Source organism: Paenibacillus sp. BAC0078 (assembly GCF_054483875.1).
Map to the genome: position 1 here is coordinate 48,644 of NZ_JBTLRW010000017.1, position 19,355 is coordinate 67,998.

14 protein-coding genes are annotated in these 19,355 nt (G+C 46.8%); 12 read left to right on the forward strand and 2 right to left on the reverse strand.

From position 1 onward, the window contains the following. The first annotated feature begins 173 nt into the window (after positions 1-173). On the forward strand, positions 174-824 hold the full coding sequence (locus tag ACX1DY_RS24375; RefSeq protein ID WP_458966785.1) for a YczE/YyaS/YitT family protein: 651 nt from the start codon (positions 174-176) through the stop codon (positions 822-824). A gap of 15 nt (positions 825-839) precedes the next feature. Here ACX1DY_RS24375 and ACX1DY_RS24380 read toward each other — a convergent pair whose 3' ends face one another. Beyond that, complete coding sequence (locus ACX1DY_RS24380) at positions 840-1,238, reverse strand: MerR family transcriptional regulator (RefSeq protein ID WP_458966786.1); 399 nt, start codon at positions 1,236-1,238, stop codon at positions 840-842. Between the two features lie 202 nt (positions 1,239-1,440). Between ACX1DY_RS24380 and ACX1DY_RS24385 the strand changes: the two genes are divergently transcribed. The 9 genes from ACX1DY_RS24385 to ACX1DY_RS24425 all read left to right on the forward strand — a co-directional run bounded on the left by ACX1DY_RS24385 (position 1,441) and on the right by ACX1DY_RS24425 (position 15,999). Then, positions 1,441-2,490, forward strand: coding sequence for an NAD(P)-dependent alcohol dehydrogenase (locus ACX1DY_RS24385; protein ID WP_458966787.1), 1,050 nt, complete (start codon positions 1,441-1,443; stop codon positions 2,488-2,490). 330 nt (positions 2,491-2,820) lie between these two features. Continuing rightward, a complete protein-coding gene (locus ACX1DY_RS24390) occupies positions 2,821-4,596 on the forward strand; it encodes a cache domain-containing sensor histidine kinase (RefSeq protein ID WP_458966788.1) in 1,776 nt (591 codons plus the stop codon). A gap of 17 nt (positions 4,597-4,613) precedes the next feature. Further along, positions 4,614-6,194 (forward strand): response regulator, encoded by a 1,581-nt coding sequence (locus ACX1DY_RS24395; RefSeq protein WP_458966789.1) that lies wholly within the window; start codon positions 4,614-4,616, stop codon positions 6,192-6,194. Between the two features lie 150 nt (positions 6,195-6,344). Then, the gene (locus ACX1DY_RS24400; RefSeq protein WP_458966790.1) at positions 6,345-7,250 is read left to right on the forward strand and encodes an ABC transporter permease; all 906 of its coding nucleotides are present in this window, start codon (positions 6,345-6,347) and stop codon (positions 7,248-7,250) included. 2 nt (positions 7,251-7,252) lie between these two features. Further along, positions 7,253-8,122 (forward strand): carbohydrate ABC transporter permease, encoded by an 870-nt coding sequence (locus tag ACX1DY_RS24405; RefSeq protein ID WP_458966791.1) that lies wholly within the window; start codon positions 7,253-7,255, stop codon positions 8,120-8,122. Between the two features lie 33 nt (positions 8,123-8,155). Continuing rightward, positions 8,156-9,736, forward strand: a complete 1,581-nt coding sequence (locus ACX1DY_RS24410; RefSeq protein WP_458966792.1) for a type 2 periplasmic-binding domain-containing protein — start codon at positions 8,156-8,158, stop codon at positions 9,734-9,736. Between the two features lie 180 nt (positions 9,737-9,916). Beyond that, entirely contained in the window at positions 9,917-12,583 is a 2,667-nt protein-coding gene (locus ACX1DY_RS24415) for a glycosylhydrolase-like jelly roll fold domain-containing protein (protein ID WP_458966793.1), read from the forward strand. Further along, positions 12,580-14,157, forward strand: coding sequence for a glycoside hydrolase family 43 protein (locus ACX1DY_RS24420; protein ID WP_458966794.1), 1,578 nt, complete (start codon positions 12,580-12,582; stop codon positions 14,155-14,157). Before ACX1DY_RS24415 ends, ACX1DY_RS24420 begins: the two co-directional genes overlap by 4 nt. Before the next feature lie 51 nt (positions 14,158-14,208). Next, positions 14,209-15,999, forward strand: coding sequence for a family 43 glycosylhydrolase (locus ACX1DY_RS24425; RefSeq protein WP_458966795.1), 1,791 nt, complete (start codon positions 14,209-14,211; stop codon positions 15,997-15,999). A 172-nt stretch (positions 16,000-16,171) separates the two neighbouring features. On the opposite strand, the gene ACX1DY_RS24430 is transcribed toward ACX1DY_RS24425, so the two are convergent. Beyond that, a complete protein-coding gene (locus ACX1DY_RS24430; RefSeq protein ID WP_458966796.1) occupies positions 16,172-17,233 on the reverse strand; it encodes a sugar phosphate isomerase/epimerase family protein in 1,062 nt (353 codons plus the stop codon). Between the two features lie 113 nt (positions 17,234-17,346). On the opposite strand from ACX1DY_RS24430, the gene ACX1DY_RS24435 reads away from it, so the two are divergent. Next, entirely contained in the window at positions 17,347-17,910 is a 564-nt protein-coding gene (locus ACX1DY_RS24435; protein WP_458966797.1) for a TetR/AcrR family transcriptional regulator, read from the forward strand. Positions 17,911-18,218: 308 nt separating this feature from the next. Then, positions 18,219-19,349, forward strand: a complete 1,131-nt coding sequence (locus ACX1DY_RS24440) for an ROK family protein (RefSeq protein WP_458966798.1) — start codon at positions 18,219-18,221, stop codon at positions 19,347-19,349. Positions 19,350-19,355: the final 6 nt, after the last annotated feature.

Below are 19,355 nucleotides of genomic sequence, written 5' to 3' on the forward strand. Positions count from 1 at the left end.
ATAACAATGTTCTCTGTTCGGACATCGTTATTTCAGGATAGAATACAGTAAATGAGGCTAACGTCCGGAATTCCGGACGTTAGCTTTTTGTGCTTTTAAACATTGAAATTGTGATATAATGACGTCGTTGTTTGTGAAAAGCAGAACTATAATATGAAAATAGGATGGACCATATGAAGGGGTATATTAAAAAAGTAGATAAAAAACGATTGATCATTATGATTTTCGGCAATGTATTTCTGGGCATGGGAATCAGTATTTTTAAGCTGTCTGGCATGGGGAATGATCCCTTCAGCGGCATGGTGATGGCACTTGCAGATTCCAGCGGTATCACCTATGCAAATTTTCTGATCTTACTGAACCTTGTATTGTTTGTAATCGAATTCATAACGGGACGAAAGTTTATCGGAGCCGGAACTTTTGTAAATGCAATTCTTCTGGGCTACATAGCTACTTTTTTTCATAGTACCTGGCTAAATCTGCTCGGTGAACCTCAGCTGTTATGGCAGCGGGTGGTCATCGTGGCAATTGGCGTGGTGGTATGCAGTTTTGGGGTATCCCTGTATCAGACATCGGATGTGGGAATAGCCCCCTATGACAGCCTGTCCCTGATTATGAAAAATTACTTTCCAAAAATCTCTTATTTTTGGCATCGTATGTTTACAGATGCCCTTTGTGCTTTAATTTGCTTCCTATTCGGTGGCATCATAGGTTTGGGAACACTGGTGTCCGCATTAGGCCTGGGACCAATCATTCATTTTTTTGATGTGAATTTTACGAAGAAGCTTCTGGAAAAAGAGGGTAAACCCTATATTGGAGGCTGAATTGCCTGCTTGGGCTTATTTTTTGTTGCTTTTATGAACATCCTCCGTGCCACAATCCAAGGCAGTCTTGTAATATAAGCATTTATGTTCAATGACTGCCATTGTTTTTTTTAACTCCTCCATCTGTGCTTCTACAGAAGCTTTCCGCTCCAGGAACATGTCATATCTTTGCTGCAAGGTAGAATCCCCCTCAGAGCACCACTCAATGAAATATTTAATTTCCTTAATCGGCATCCCGGATGCTTTCAGACATTCAATTACTTTTAAGGCTTCAATATCGGATTCTTTAAATACGCGTCTCCCGCTGGAGGTCCTTTCAATAAAAGGTATAAGTCCCTCCTTGTCATAGTAACGCAAGGTATGGGGTGTCAGGTTAAAGTGTGCTGCAACTTCGTTTATGGAATATGTCTTCATCATGTATCTCCTATCTCTAATTTCATTGACTTCGAGTTAACTCTAACAGGGATTTTATCACGGTATTTGCTGATTGTCATGTTTCAGTTATAAGCAAAATAAAATTATCACTTGACTTAGAGTTAACTTTAAGTAATAACATATGGTTTGTATACAGGCGTTACATCTTTTAAATCAAATAAGAAGAGAGGTTTTGACAGATATGATGAAAGTTAATGCACGTGCTACATTCAGTCCGGAGGGTCCGTTCAAGCTGACCACGATAGAGCGCCGGAATCTCCAGCCGCACGATGTTCTCATTGAGATTAAATACGCTGGGATTTGCCACTCAGACATCCATACAGCCCGCGGGGAGTGGGGACCGGTGAAATATCCTCTCGTTCCGGGACACGAGATCGCCGGCATTGTCAGCCAGATTGGTTCCGAGGTCACAAAGTTTGCCGTCGGCGACCGGGTAGGGGTAGGCTGCATGGTTGACTCCTGTGGAGAGTGCAGTAGTTGCCGTAAAGGAGAGGAGCAGTATTGCCTTAATGGGAATACGGGCACCTATGGAGCAATTGACCGGCATGGACATTATACGCAGGGAGGTTATTCCACCCACATCGTCGTAACGGAAGGCTTTGTAGTTAGAATTCCTGACAGTATTCCGCTTGATGCTGCCGCGCCTCTTTTATGCGCAGGGATCACAACCTATTCACCGCTGCGCCATTGGGGAGCCGCTCCCGGCAAGAAGGTAGCTGTTGTTGGACTTGGCGGGCTTGGACATATGGCAGTGAAGCTCGCTCATGCTATGGGAGCAGAGGTTACTGTTCTATCACAGACGCTCAAGAAGAAAGAAGACGGCTTGAAATTAGGAGCCGACCATTATTATGCCACAAGCGATCCAGAGACGTTTAAAATACTTGCTGGTTCGTTCGACCTTATCGTGAATACAGTAAGCGCGAAGATTGATATGAGTGCCCATCTATCGCTCCTGGCGCTGGACGGCACACTGGTCAATGTCGGTGCGCCGGCGGACCCGTTAGCAGTTAACGTGTTCTCACTGATCGGCCAGCGCCGGTCGTTTGCCGGATCAATGATCGGTGGAATTCAAGAAACGCAGGAAATGCTTGACTTCTGCGCGGAACACAATATTGCCTCTGAGATCGAAGTTATTTCCGCTAACCAGATTGATGAAGCTTGGGAGCGCGTATTAGCTTCAGATGTCCGGTACCGGTTTGTAATCGACATCAGCACGATGGAGCAAGAGTAAGGGGCGTTCATTTTTTTGACATTGCCTCGGTACAGAAAGCAACTTGTCTGCGGATGAGTTGCTTTTTGTTGTTTGTATATTTCTTTGAAACACGATGTTGGCAAGCTCTTAAAAATGCCCTGTAAAATCTATAAATCATCCCTTTGACTTCAAAATTAATAGGGGTATATTTTCGTTTATCAGCGGGAAGGAGTTAAGTATATGAATAATTTTCTGATAGCGCCTTTGGAACAGGTTATGTACAATCATTAATAAAGTCGTTAAGTAAAGGAAGGGCAAAGCATGGAATTCCAACAATGGACACGAAAGTCAAAGGCGAAGATAAGAAACATGAAGTTTCAAAATAAATTAATGGCGGGGTACCTCTTGGCCTGTGTTATTCCCCTATTATTTGTAAGCGTATTCATATTTCATCAGGCGGCTGCCGGTCTGGAAAATTCCTCTCAGGAATTTGCTTCATTATATACGTCTCAGATCAAGACGAGCCTGAACGAGTTCCTTAATGAATATGACGAGGTCACGAAGTCAGTGCTGGTCGACAATGAATTGATTTACGGGCTGGGTGAAGCCCGGAATTTACCTATGGACGAGCAGGTGAATCAGAGACTCGCCGTTCAGCGCCTGCTGATGCGTGTTGCGTTGCTTAAATCCGAGATTAGTACCGTGATGTTAATCAGCCGCGACAACAGTGTGTATCAGTATACATCGACAACAAGCCGGGTGAATGAGAATGCACTGCTGTCCCGGCAGTGGTATAGAGAGATCGACAGTTCCAATGAAACCTTCTTCATTACCGGATTGCATGACCGTTCTTATTATGAGGATAAAGGAGCGGGAGCGGTTGTCACCGTGGGAAGAGTGCTGTTCAGCTCCAATGGAGCGTATGCCGGCTTGCTGCTTATAGATATGGATCCGTTTACACTGCTGAAGCTCGATCATGAATTTATCATAGCCCGGGACAAGTACGGCATCAGCGTAATCATCAGCAACCGGAAGCGGGAGATTGTCTATCATTCCGACGCCGCCAGCGGCCAGTTGTCCTGGGAGAAGGTACTCGAATCAGGAGATAGCTACATTGAGGATAACGGGAGCAAAGAACGTATCATCTTGCTGGGCAGCACCGAGCACGGGGAGTTATCCATCAAAACGGAAATTCCGCGGGCAAAGCTTCTGCAAAAGATTAATCATATCAAAGGGATGACCGTCATTATTATCGTGTTGAGCTGTCTATTCATAACCCTGATTTCACTGGCTCTAAGCTACACGATCACCAAACCGATCAAGTCACTGCGCAGAAGCATGAAACAGGCGGAGTTGGGCCAGTATCTCCCGATAGAGAAGGAGCAATCTTATGACGAGATCGGGAGTCTGGTTCATAGCTACAACAAGATGATCCTGACAATCCGTGAGTTAATTCAAGATGTGTATATTGCGGAAATTAAGCAGCGTCAAGCCAAGTTCATGGCGCTTCAGAATCAGATCAACCCACACATGCTGTATAACACTCTGGAATCCATTCGTATGAAAGCGATCGTGAATGACGATGATGAGGCGGCAGAAATGATCCGGATTCTGGCGCGGATGTTCAGGCTTGCTTTGGGCAAAGAGGGGATGGCTCATTCGGTATATCATGAACTGGAGTACACCACCAATTATTTGCAGCTGCAAAATATTCGTTTTGAAAATATGTTCAAGCTGAATGTCCGCATACCCGATGAGATGCTGCATTGCCGTGTAATCCCGCTTATCTTCCAGCCGATTGTCGAGAACAGCATCAATCATGGATTTGCAGATTATGACCGGCCTATGGAAATCGGGATTGAGGGAGTCTGGACGGATGAAGGCGACCTGCTCATCCGCATCTCGGACAACGGAGCCGGCATGCTGGCGGCCAAACAGGCTGAGCTTATGGCCCTCCTGGAGGCTGTGGAATTGAATAAATACAAGCTGGATCAAACTGAAGTTCCGGCAGGCAAAGGGCTGGGAATAATAAATATAGCCGAGCGAATCAAGCTCCAATATGGAGACCGTTATTATCTGACCATTCTCCCGCCTTACGGAAACGGAACAACAATTGAAATCCTGCTCCCCAGAATAGACCTATGACGAAAGGAAGGCTGAAATTGAAAATTATATTAGTAGACGATGAAAAAGGCATTGTGGAAGGTCTGAAGAAAATGATCGGCCGTTCTGTTCCTGAATGCAGGGTAGTGGGTTCAGCCCATAATGGACTGGATGGCTTTGAACTCATTCAAAGGCTTAATCCGGACATCGTTGTTACGGACATACGAATGCCGAAAGCCGATGGTCTAGATATGATTACAATGCTCAAATCCGCAGACATTCACGCAAAATATATTCTGCTTAGCGGTTACGCGGATTTCGAGTACGCCAAGAAAGGCATACAGCTTGGAGTGGAGTTCTATCTTAATAAACCGGTAGATGAGCAAGAACTGAGCGAGTGCCTCAAGCAGGTCATGGAGTCCATCCGTGCAGACAGAACCAAACTGAAAGAAGTAAATGAATTGAAGAAGGAAGTTCATAAAGGCATCCAGGAAAAGGCTCTGCGGGATATTATTGATCTGGGCAGCGAGCAATCAGACCTTGTGGAAGAATTACTGCAGATAGCCGGAATTCCAGTGGAGTATAAACGGTTTGCGGCTGTAATTATTGAAGCCGGAAGCATTGATTACTTAAAGGAGTTTGGTTTTCAGCCCATTTTCAAGCACATAGACCTGGCGCTGAGACAGTACAAGCAGGTGTACAAATTTCGTTATTCAGGAACCCAGATAGCTGTTGTAATCGCCCATACCAGCACCATTGAGAACGGAGGAATCATTCGTGCAGTACAGCATTTTCGGGAAACGGTCAACCGGCAACTGCGCTTGTCTGTTACTGTTGGTATCGGCACCGCGAAGGACCGGGCAACAGGAATCAGCCAGTCGTTTGAGGAGGCCAGAAGTGCGCTCAGCTACAAATTACTCAAAGGAGCAGATGCCATCATTTCTTTTCCCGAGATCATGAATTTAGCCGGTACATGCGATCCAGTGCATGGAGAGATTATTGATAGACTGGACGCTGCCCTTGACAACATGGACGAGGAGGAGTGTGCCGCTATCATCCGCGAGATTTTCCGGGGAATTGAGAGGAATCCCAGATTAAGTCCGTCGGAACTCCAGATGCAGTGCCTATATATTCTTTTATCAAGCATCCGCAAGATGTCTATTCAGCAGTTGCAGCAGAATAAGCTACTCAGCCGCCAATTGCTGTCTTTGGAAGGAATTTCGAGTTTCCGGACGCTGGAGGCTCTGGAAGAATGGATGAATCAAGTGATTCGGGGGATTATTGCGTTTAAGAAGAAGCACAACATTCCCCACAAGAAGGATATGATCTCGGAAATCAAGGAATACGTGTCGAAGCATTACAATGAACAAATCAGCCTGGCTGATCTGGCGGCACGTTTTTTCATCAATCCCTATTATTTAAGCCAGATCTTTAAACAGAAGACAGGGGATACCTACCTGAATTTCCTGACGCAAATCCGTATCGGCAAAGCCAAAGAGCTGCTGGAAACCACCGATCTGAAAATGTACGAAATCTGTCAAATGGTCGGCTACTCGGATCCCCAGCACTTTTCCCGGATGTTTGAAAAGATAGCGGGGTGCAAGCCCAAAGAATACCGGAAGAACTTGCCGGATATGTAACGTTTCCAGCCGTATCGTTCAACGGTGATGTCGGTTGTGATATTAAAAATGACCCGGTTTTTCTTAAAAATGCCCAATTGAGAGCGGTTTCCCCCGGCAGTATAGTAACGATGAAAGCGAATTCAACAACAAGAATCAGGGGGGGACACATTGAAAGCTACTGCAATTCATCAAATGAAGGTGTATTGGCCACTGTATGTGATGGCGATTCCGGGAATTGCTTTTCTTATCGCATTTAAATTCATTCCGCTGGCCGGCGCTGTAATCGCCTTCAAAGACTATTCCGTCTTCCAGGGGTTTATCGACAGCCCTTGGGTGGGTCTCAAGCATTTTAAGACGCTGCTGAATCATCCTGACTTCGTTCAGGTATTCGGCAACACGCTGATGCTGGGATTTTTCAAGCTTGTATTGATTTTCCCGGTGCCCGTTCTATTGGCGCTGATGATCAACGAAATCCGCAAATCGGCACTGAAGAAAGGGATTCAGACCGCTCTGTACATTCCGCACTTTCTGTCCTGGGTTATAGTCGGCGGGATTCTGTTCGACTTCTTCTCACTCAGCGGTCTGTTCAACATTATCCTCGGATGGTTTGGTGTTGATCCAGTGCTTGCGATGCAAGAAAGCGCATATTTCCGACCGATTTATGTGCTGGCGTCCATTTGGAAGGATGCCGGTTGGGGAACCGTGGTCTACATGGCTGCCATCAGTGCTATTGATCCGCAGCTCTATGAATCAGCGATGATCGACGGGGCCTCCAGATTCAGACAAATCCGCCACATTACGTTTCCGATTCTTCTGCCGACCGTGCTGGTGTTGTTCCTGCTCGAAATCGGGAATTTCCTGGATCTCGGCTTCGACCAGGTCTATAACCTGCTTACTCCGATGACCTACAACGTGGGCGATATCCTGGATACGTATGTATTCCGGACCGGCATTCAGCAGGGACAATACAGCTATGCTACGGCGGTAGGGCTGTTCCAATCGGTGATCGGATTTATCATGGTGTACACCTTTAATAAGATTTCCAAGAAAGTTTCGGACGGGGGGCTCTGGTAGATATGCTTGTATCGAGAGGGGAAAAGGCTTTTGCTACCGTAATTACGGTTGCTCTCATTATATTTTCAATCATAGCGCTGGTGCCGCTCCTGTCCGTCATCGCGACCTCATTCAGTTCGAAAAGTGCCGTGGACATGAATCTGGTCACGCTATGGCCGAAACAATTCACCTTGGACTCCTGGAAGTATATCCTCGACCGTCCGGACCTTTGGAAATCCTTCCTTCTAACGCTCTGCACAACGCTCATCGGTACAGTATTGGCGCTTCTGATGACCGCATTGTTCGCCTATCCGCTGTCGAAGCCAGAATTCCGCTGGGGTTCGGTAATTATGGTGTGCGTGGTCATTGCCATGATCTTTAAAGCGCCGATTGTGCCGTACTTCCTGGCGGTACGCGGCATTGGTCTTTATGATAATCCGCTGGTGCTGATTGTTCCGCATATTTTGAATCCGTTTAACTTGATTATTATGAGAACATTCTTTAAGCAATTCCCCAAGGAATTGGAGGAAGCTGCTTTCCTGGAAGGCTGCGGATATTTCCGGATGCTGTTCCAATTCGTTCTTCCGCTGTCCAAGGCCGTGCTGGCAACCCTTGCCTTGTTCTACGGTGTGGTGCTGTGGAATCAGTTCCAGCATCCGCTGTTCTTCCTGCAGAACCCGGACTGGTTCCCGCTGCAGATCAAGATCCGGCAGTTCATTACCGACGACAATGCGATTATGGCAGGCGCCGTATCTACCGTTGACCTCAACTACAATGAGCGGACCTTGCGGGCGGCCACCGTTATTTTTGCCATCCTACCGATTGTGGCGGTGTATCCGTTCCTGCAGAAATACTTTGTCAAAGGAGCCATGATCGGCTCTGTGAAAGGTTAAGTCATAAAAAAACAAATCAAAGGGGAAACGCTCATGAAATTTAAAAAGCTCGGGTTACTTTTGTCCGCCGGTATTCTCTCTGTTATAGCTGTAACCGGTTGCGGCGGAAACAATGAGTCTTCGAATGCTGCGGCTCCGGCGGGTCAGAGCCAAAATGCCAGTGGAGAAGAAGTTGTAGACATTGAAGTCTGGGGGACCAACATCGGTTATCAACCGATTACCAAGGGCAGCAAGCTGTATGAGTTCTATAAGGAAAAGCTCGGTGTCGGCGTCATTCACCCTTATGTGGAATGGAACGGAGGCACCAATTACCTGAACCAGCTCAACATGAAAATTGCGGCCAACGAGATGCCGGACCTGTTCCTGCCCCAGCAGGGTCTTGAAGACAGCTTGGCCAAGAATGGTGCGATTGCAGATCTGACGGAACTGCTGCCTAAGTATGCTCCTAATCTTTGGAATGCCATTCCACAGGATATGTGGGATATCGTCAAGGCGAACGATCCCACCGGCCAAGGGAAGATTTATTATATCCCGGGCATGGTGGATTACGGAAGATATGCGGGCATGATCCGCCAGGATTGGCTTGACAAGTTAAAGCTGTCCATGCCGACCACGCAAGAAGAATATGTCAAAGTGCTGGAGGCGTTCCGCGATCAGGATCCGAACGGCAATGGCCGGAAGGATGAACTGCCTACCGGCGGCCGCGAGCAGGCCCGCTGGATGGACCATTTATTCGCCATGTACGGAGTCGCCATGTTCGAAGGTTATCCCGACTGGGATCTGTATGATGGCCAGTTAACCTACTCCGCAGTTACTCCGAATATGAAGGCTGCTTTAGAGTTTGTGGCGAAGCTCTACAAGGAAGGGCTGATCGACAAAGAGTCGCTGCTGAACACAAAGGATAAATGGGACGGAAAAATTCAGTCTGATAAAGTAGGAAACTATTTTCATTGGGTCGAGAGCGGCTACCTGCCTCTTGAAAACTTGAATAAAAATACAGGTGTAAAGGCTAACTTCACCGTACTGCCTGTACCGAAGGTCGAAGGTTATGAAGGATTTTATACCTGGAAGCGATTCACTCCTCCGGCTTGGGTAGTCAAGAACAACAAGGATGAGAAGAAGCTGATGGCAACGCTGAAGCTGCTCAACAACATGTACGACAAGAAGGTTTGGAATGATCTGTACCTGGGTGTGGAAGGCATGCATTATACAATGAAGGACGGTAAAGCCGTTAAATTGCCCGATGACAAAAGTACACAAGAGAATCTAATTCTTGATCCGTACTCCAAAATATCAACCCTTGATTTCATGATGGACTTGAACAAGAGCACAGCCTCGGAAGACAGAATGTGGGCGATCGACCAGGTGAACCGGAACATGAAGGAAGCCCAGAAATATGCCAAGAATATCGCCGGGGACGGGATGCCGGCCAGCGTATATGACGGCTTCCCTGATATTAACAACCGCACCTTGTATGTTGAATATGCCACAAAGATCATTCTGGGGCAGTATCCAATCAGCAAGTTTGATGAGTTCGTTGAACAATGGAACAAATCAGGCGGTGAAGAGGTTACCAAACGCGCCAGAGAGTGGTATGCGAAAGTGAAAAAGTAAAATGTAAATGGAGATGATCCGCTCGGGTTCGATGCTGAGTCGGGCGGATGTTTTAAAATATAAGGATTTATATGTTTTACACCATAAATCATCCTTATATTTCTCGCTGAAACGGATACCGTCCTTTTAAGGACGGCGAAGCCGTTTCTACTTGTCCAGGATAATATTCAGGAGGTACTTATGGGAAGCCGTATAGCAGAAGTATTGCAAGGCCGGGAAGCTAATTATATACTCCCCTTTCTCTGGCAGCATGGTCAGGAGGAAGAAGTGATCCGGGAAGAAATCGCCCGTGTCCACGAATCGGGAATCGGGGCGCTCTGCGTTGAGGCGCGGCCGCATCCGGATTTTCTGGGACCGAAGTGGTGGCAGGATATGGACATTATTATGGATGAGGCGCGAAAGCGCGGCATGAAGGTATGGCTGCTTGACGACGACCATTTTCCGACAGGACATGCGGCAGGCCGGGTGAAGCAGGCTCCGGAGGAGCTGCACCGCAAGTTCCTGGGTGAACGCTACATCGACACCATCGGTCCGGCGAAAGGAACCTCTCTGCTGCTGGATACCTTGCTGATGACCGGACTCCGGCCGACGTTCTCTCTGCGTTCATATGCAAGCGGTAAACATAAATTGGTGTCCGTGATCGCGGTCCGCCGGAATCCGTCTGATGGAACGCTGCTTAATGACTGCATTGATCTGTCCGGATACGTTCATGAAGGAGTGCTCTATTGGGATATCCCTGACGGGTATTGGCGGATCTTCATTATTTCAGAGAATAAGGATGGCGGCAGCAAGCAGCAGGAGGATTATCTGAACCCGCTTGTCCGGGAGTCCGTCCGGATTCTGCTGGATACCGTTTATGAGCCTGTGTACGAGCGCTATCAAGCGGATTTTGGACATACCTTTGCCGGTTTCTTCTCGGATGAGCCCGGTTTCTATAATGATATGACCACCTTCGACTTCAATTCGAAGCCCGGTAAACCGGGAGTGCCGCTTCCCTGGAGCAGTGAAATGCCCGCTCTTCTGGAACAGGTGCTCGGCGAGGATTACGAGAAGCAGTTGTATCTCCTCTGGCATGATGCAGGGGAGCAATCAAACATTGTCCGGTACACTTATATGAATATCGTTAGCAGGCTATATGGGGATAATTTCTGCGGTCAAATTGGTGAGTGGTGCAGAGCCCGCGGAGTGGAGTACATCGGGCATGTCCTTGAGGACAACAACGTGCATGCAAGGCTTGGTTCCGGCGCCGGGCATTTCTTCCGCGCGCTCAAGGGACAGGACATGTCGGGCCTTGATGTGGTGCTGTGGCAGATCGTTCCCGGCTTCGATGAAGTCTCCTACCGCCAGCCGACAGGGGAGACGGACAGTGAATTTTTCCACTATGGTCTCGCCAAGCTTGGGGTGTCGCTTGGGCATCTCGATCCCCGGAAGATGGGCAGGACCATGGCTGAAGTATATGGGGCGTATGGCTGGACAGAAGGATTAAAGCTGATGAAGTGGCTTACCGACCACATGCTTGTCCGGGGTGTCAACTATTTTGTGCCGCATGCGTTTACCCAAAAAGCCTTCCCCGATCCGGATTGTCCGCCGCATATGTATGCGGGCGGGAAGAATCCGCAGTACCGGTACTATATGCACTTAAATCAGTACATCAACCGGATTAGCCACCTGATTTCCGGGGGGAGACATGTGGCAACTGCAGCCGTCCTATACCATGCCGAGGCCGAATGGTCCGGCCCGGCGATGCTTTTCCAAAAGCCCGTAAAGACCTTGATGCAGCATCAGATTGACTGCGACGTTCTTCCGGTAGATATTCTTCTGGAAGCGGGGACAGTGGCGGACGGCAAGCTGCTCGTCAACGGAGAAGATTATCAGTGTCTAATTGTTCCCTATGCCGAAGCGCTTCCCGCCGAAATGCTTCAATGTCTGGTCCGGTTTGCCGAACAAGGATTACCGGTTCGCTTTGTGGAGGCGTTGCCGGTGCGGTCGAGTGAGGGCATTGACGTCTCGGCGGCACTGTCAGGGCTTAGCGCGTCCCCGCAAGTAAAGCTTACAGATCTGGATCACCTTGCACATGAGCTGATTGCCGATGGATTTTACGAGCTCTGTATTGACGGGTATGAACCCTATCTCCGGAATTATCACTATATTCATAATGACCTGAATGTCTATATGTTCTTTAATGAAAGTCCGCATCGGATCATTACAACAACCGTTGATCTGCCGGCTGAAGATGAGCTTTATATGTATGACGCCTTCCTTAACAGGCTATCCACCATGAATGCGCCGAGACAGGATGGAATTACAAAGGCTGGACTGGTGCTGCATCCATATGAATCCATTGTGCTGCTGCATGGGCCGGGCTGTAAAGATTATGCGGTCGAACCATCTCCAATTGCAAGAGGATCAAGCCTTGAAATCCAAGGAGAATGGACGGTATCTACTGCCGATGCGGTACATTATCCTCAATTTAAGGAGTGGGGGAAGCTGGCCACTCTCAAAAATATGAGCGCACCGGAGGTTCTGCCGCGCTTCTCCGGAACTTTCCGCTACGAAACTGAATTCGTATGGAACAAAGTCTCAGACAGCGTGCTGCTGGAATTGGGTGAGGTTTATGAAACGGCTGAAGTGTGGCTGAACGGAGAGCAAGCGGGGGTGAGACTTTGTCCTCCTTATCGGCTGGAGGTAGGCGGCTTAGTCCGGGAGGGGATTAACAAGCTTGTCATTGAAGTCACCAATACGCTGGTTAAGGACCAACACGACTTTTTGTCAGCCTTCTCCCAGCAGGAGCCGAGCGGCTTGATCGGTCCGGTTCACATCAGCAGCATGGGGGGAAGCAGCAAATGAAGTTCATTTCAAACCCGGTCTTGCGCGGATTTAATCCTGATCCATCCATTATTCGCGTAGAGGACGACTACTATATCGCCACCTCTACCTTCGAGTGGTTTCCGGGAGTGCAGATTCATCATTCCAGGGATCTGGTCCATTGGCGTCTGCTCGCGCGCCCCTTGAACCGGGAATCTCAACTGAACATGCTGGGCAACGGGAACTCGGACGGCATTTGGGCACCATGCTTAAGCTATGATAACGGACTGTTTTATTTGATCTATACCGATGTCAAATCACATAAGGGTGCCTTTAAGGATACCCACAATTATTTGGTGACAGCCGCCGATATTGAAGGGCCCTGGTCCGATCCGGTATATCTGAACAGCAGCGGGTTCGATCCTTCCTTATTTCACGATGACGACAGCCGCAAGTGGCTGGTCAATATGCTGTGGGATTTCCGCAAAGGGAGAAACAAATTCGGCGGCATTGTCATTCAGGAGTATTCGCCGGGCGAGAACAAGCTGGTTGGACCTGTTACCACTATTTTTAAGGGAACGAAACTCGGCTTCACCGAAGGCCCGCATATATACAAACGCAACGGGTACTACTATCTGATTACTGCAGAAGGCGGAACCCGCTATGATCACGCCGTTACGGTTGCGCGCTCTGCTTCGCTTTTCGGCTCTTACGAAGTAGACCCTCAGAATCCGATGCTGACCAGCAGCGGCAAGCCTGAATTGGTTCTGCAGAAATCGGGGCATGCCTCATTGGTGGAGACGCAGACGGGGGAATGGTATATCGCTCATTTGACCGGGCGGCCGACGGCGGACAACAACTGCACCCTGGGCAGAGAGACGGCGCTGCAAAAGTGCTGCTGGAACAAGGAGGGCTGGCTCCGTCTCGAGGGAGGTGGAAACCAGCCTTCGCTAGAAGTACAGGCGCCTGACTTGCCGCAATATCCTTTTGAACCTGTACCGCAGCGGGATGACTTTGACGGGCCTGAGCTGCGGAGCGAGTGGAATACGCTGCGTATTCCGCCGGATTCAAGCTGGCTGTCTCTTGACGAGAGACCGGGATTTCTGCGCTTAAGAGGCATGGAATCGCTGAGCTCCCTGCATCGGCAAAGCCTTGTCGCCCGCCGCCAGCAAGCTTTTGATATCGAAGCGGAGACGCTTATTGATTATGATCCTGAGAACTTTCAGCAGATGGCGGGCCTGATCCTGTATTACGACACGGAGGATTACGTGTATTTGCGGATTACTCATCATGAGGAGTATGGGAGAGTACTGGGAATTATCCACACGGTTCAGGGAGTATACGATGAGCCGCTCGCCGCAGACCTGATTCTGCCGCAATCGGGAGCGATCAAGCTTAAGGCTGTAGTTCATCGGGAAACACTGCAATTCTTCTATGCAACCGATGCTGCCGGCTGGCGTCCCGTCGGTGAGGCTATAAATATTCTGCATCTTTCAGACGAGGCTTCGGCTGCTCTGCGGTTCACCGGCACGTTCGTAGGAGTGTGTGTCCAGGATTTAGGGGGCACCCGCAGGCATGCCGATTTTGATTATTTTATTTATAGGGAAATGGAGTGACTGAATTGTCAAACCTTGAAACAATACTCAACGTGAAGGGGGAAGTCTCTGGTGAAATACGTATGCAACCCTATGAATATAGAATATAAATATCAGTTTGTAGAATTAGACAAGATGAGTATTTATAGAGAAGCAGCGGATCCATCGCTGATTATGTTTAAAGGGAGGTACTACCTATTCCCATCAATGACGGCCGGATTTCTTACAAGTGATAATCTGGCAGATTGGGTTTTTCATCCCCTGAAAGACGTGCCGATTTATGATTATGCTCCAGATGTACGGGTAATCGGGGAATACATTTATTTTTCCGCATCATCTAAGAGTAAAAACTGCTCCTTTTTCAGGACAAAAGATCCAATGAAAGGGGAGTTTGAAGAAATCCCGGGGGATTTTTCTTTTTGGGACCCGAATCTGTTCGTTGATGATGATGGCCGGATTTACTTCTACTGGGGCTGTTCCAACGTAACGCCGATTTATGGAGTTGAACTAAATCCCGAAGACATGAAACCGATAGGTGAGCCGGTTGAACTTATTTTTGGCAAGCCAACAGTGCATGGTTATGAAAGAAATGGTGAACATCATGTTTTCAGCAGAACTCCCGGACAAATTGAAGAAATGGTTCAAGCCTATGCGAAAAGCGGAAACGTGCCCGAGGAAAGGTTGAAGCTGCTCAGGCTTGCCCTCGGCAGTGATCCTTACATCGAGGGGCCGTGGCTGGACAAATATAACGGTAAGTATTATTTGCAGTATGCCAGCCCGGCAACGGAAGTTAATGTTTACTCCGATGGCGTGTACGTATCCGATAAACCGCTGGGACCGTTCGCTCTAGCCCGCAATAACCCTTACTCATACAAGCCGGGCGGATTTATACCCGGAGCCGGCCATGGCTCCACGCTCGAAGATAAGTTTGGGAACCGGTGGCATGCCGCAAGTATGAGAGTCAGCGTCAATCACCCTTTTGAAAGACGTATGGGATTGTGGCCGGCAGGCTTTGACCAGGATGGGGAATTATTCTGCAATCAACGATATGGCGATTGGCCTATGAAGATCGAACAAGCAGCGATGAACCCATGGAGCAATCCCGAGTGGCTGCTGCTCTCCTATGGCAAGCCGGCGCGCGCTTCTTCCTGTGAAGAAGGAAAAGATGCTTCGAAGGCTACAGATGAAAACATTCAGAGCTGGTGGAAAGCGGCGTCCAATGGGCCGGGAGAATGGCTTGAAGTTGATCTGAAACATGTATGTGATGTACATGCCGTGCAAATTAATTTTGCGGATGACCAGTTGAACCTCCCGATTCCTGAGGGTGTAACTCCAATGGAAAACGGAGAATTGCATAAAACGAAAAGATACATTGACGAGCGGCAGCATGTGACCAGATGGCTCCTGGAAGGATCGGTTGACGGAACCGAATATTTCGTAATCGAAGATAAATCAGAAGCAGATTCCGATTTGCCGCATGATCTTGTTGTAAAAGAAGCTGGAGTTAAAGCGCGGTTTATCAGATGCACCGTTAAGGAACTTCCTTATCAACAGAATGCTTGCATTTCCGGTCTCCGGGTGTTCGGGATTGGCAAAGGTGAACTGCCGGACAAAATAACTGGAGTTACTACAAAACTCTTAAGCGAGCTGGACCTTTCGGTATCATGGGAGAGTACAAATGCTGTGGGATACAATGTGCTTTGGGGTTTCGCACCGGATAAACTGTATCACAGCTATATGGTTCTTGGTAAGAATCAGGTTGATATTGGTGCCTTGGTCAAAGACCAGTCCCTTTATGTTAGAGTGGATGCTTTTAATGAGAAAGGTATCACGGAAGGCTGTGTTTCAAAAAAAGTAGTTTAATGCCACAGTTTATGGTGAAGGGCCTGATTGGAGCACATTTCGGACAGAAAAGAAGTCAAACCTCGATGAGAAGACGCTGAAATGGGACTTTCACCTTAGAGATGACGCCTATGCTGGGCGTACTATAAAAAGAGTTCACATAGACGACATGTGAACTCTTTCAAATTAATCATCATTTTTCTGAAAATGATTCGGTGTCACCAAACTTCTCCTGCATGTATTTTGCACTAACCTGGAGACTCTTAATGGGATCGTTATCTACCCAATTTTTATGAGTTTCTAATACAACACCTTCTACTCCGTTTTTTATAGCAATTGCTGAGAGTGTATCCAGATCCATATTCCCATTGCCCAATTCAGTAGCATTTTCTTTCAGTATTGGTGTCATATAAGGACCTGATTTAGTATGACCACGGTCATTGATATGCCATAATTTCATTCGGCTGCCCAGTTTTTCCATCAAAGCCGGAACATTAGCACCACCATCGGCCATCCAGTAACTATCAAACTCGAAATTGACATATGTAGGATCTGTTTCTTCAATTATAATGTCGTAAGCCTTTTTTTCAGGGGTTACCTTTTGAAGTTCAACATTATGATTATGATACAAAAGACGTATTCCTTCTTCCGAAAGAGCTTTTCCAGCCTTATTTAGACGCCCAGCAAGTTCTTTCACGTCATCTAAATTACTGTAATCAAATCTGTACATACCAGTAATAACTACAGTATCGGTCCCGAATTTTTTCGCTTCATCGGCGATCGCTTTCGCGTCCTTCTCAATGCTCCCCAGATTACTGTGTAAGCTTATGACCTTTAGTCCACTTTCCTCAATCAGCTTAGGCCAATCAAGCTTGCCGCCATTGCCAATAGGCATTCCTGAGAACTTTGTCATTAGTTTGACAAGCATAGAAGACTTGTGAATCATAAAATCATTCAATTCGATGGATTCATATCCTGCGTTTTTGATATTAAGTAATGTCTGCAAAGCATGATCATAATTATTGCTCATCGTTCCTATCATAATCTGTTGAACTGCAGTCGTAATATGCCCAGAGTGGTTCTCATCATTGCTGCTTACAACATTGTTTGGTTCTGCGCTTTGCTCTATTTTGTGTGATTTCATAATTTTATTAATTCGGATATTTTCTTTGAATTCATAACCAGCAATAAGTATTATCACGAGACTAATGCACCCAATGAGTACTGTTAATATTTTTTTCCTGCTTTTTTTCATTTTCACATCTCCGTTTCGTTGACTTATTTCATTTGTACTTTACAATGATATCAACATCTGTCTATTTTACAACCGACAGATTCTTTGGAAATGTCGAATGCAATGGAGGATCTATGTCAGAAAAAAATAATGTCAACCAGAGGGTTATGTTAACAAAACGCTTGATTGGTGAGGCTTTATTAAAATTGTTAAAGACATGTAATATTAATAAAATATCCATACGGGAATTATGCCAAGTTGCAGGAATTAACCGTACTACATTCTATAATCACTATGGAAGTCAATATGATGTATTAAATGAAATTGCTGAGACGTACATACAAAGCACTTCATTTACCGTTATAAATGATCTTGCAGCAGGCAAAAATATCGTTGAAAGTCTGACTGGGATTCTTCAATATATAAAAGACAATCTCGAATTTACAAAACTTGTATTAGATTTAGATAATTATGACCTAATCTCCCACATCACAATCTCACTACCGCAATTTGATCATATGGTCATTAAACACTTACCAGAAAACCTGGATTTGGAGGAAAAGAAGGCGATTGCTTCGTATGTTCAGTATGGAACAGTAAGACTTCTTAAAGAATGGATTCTCTCAGATTGCTTGAAGTCACCGGAAGAAGAGGCAAAATTGATTTTAAATATTGCCGGAAGAACAATTGGTAATTGATAATCGCACATAGTAAGACTCTTCAAGGACTGACCGGTGGCCGAAGCGGCCAAATGCTCGTTAAGGTTGAACCCATCTGCCTGTTGGATATCAGGGAACCGTCTAACAAACGAGGCTAGAGCCATATTCGCCCGGTTGATCGAACAGTATACAATAGAAAATGTTGGAGTTCAGAAAAAAATCCATTGACAAGAGCATGGTACGCATATAATATTGTCATATAAAGGTCAGAAACGGCCTTTATACTTTTCCTCAATTATTTAAGAACATTAATTAATTATCTTGAATAAATCGAAAGGAGTGACAGGATGAAGTCGTTTTTGCCGAATGACATTAAAGATGAGAATAGAAAGATCATTTTTGATATTGTGATGCAGAATCCGGAATTGGCGAAGGTTGAAATCGCGGAGAAGACAGCGATGAGCTTTGTAACCGTAAGCAAGATCGTCAATTTCTTTGAAGAAATCGGATTGCTGACCGCTACTGGAGAAAGCCGGGAAGGCTCCGGCGGCTTGGGAAGAAAAAGAACGGTATACCGGTTTAATGAGAACAGCTATGTAACCGTTGGAATTCAAATCATAGGCAACAGAATCACGGCTCTACTTATCAATCTATCCAGCAGAATTATTGATTCGTACTCCATCGAGACGGATATTCCATTTTATAACGAGCAGTTTATCTCGATTTTTGAAGACATCATCGAGCGTATGAAGGATGCAGCAAAGAAAACAAACAGCGTTGTCTTAGGCATCGGTATCGGAGTCGACGGGGCGATAAACACAAGGAAGAAAACGATCAGAATGAGGGTTCAGGACAATAAGGAGCAGGATTACAATTATGAGCCGATCATCAAGAATCTGATTGACCAGGTTGAATTGCCAATTTTCCTTGAGAATGATGTAAACGCTTCTACAGTTGCTGAATTCCGCAATCTGGAGAACTCCGGGAAAGCGCTGGCTGATCTGGTCCATATCGCAGTAGGGGATGGGATCGGCGGCGGCCTGATTATCAATAAGGAACTGCATAGAGGATTCAATGCAAGCGCGGGTGAGCTGGAGTATATGTGCTTTGACCCGGAGTACAGAAGATCACCGTCCTCTGTCGGCTGGCTGGAGAGCAGGCTGGGGATTCAGCATTTGTTGAGCAACTATGATCTTAGCTCTGAAGATGACATTGAAGCGTGCGCAGATTATGTAGGCAAGCATCTTGCCCTGGCGATAGTTAATATCATCAGCATGCTGGACATCGAGCAGATTATTATTAGCGGCAAGACGGCAGCACTGTTCCCTGAACGGATTCTTGAGAGAACAAGATATTATGTCGGGCAGTATGCGGAGTGTACTCCAACGATAACTTACAGTGATTTGCATCATTCGTCGGCTGTCGGAGCTGCCGTACTCTCGCTTCAGCATGAGATGATAAAAGTAATTTCCGGATAGGAAGTG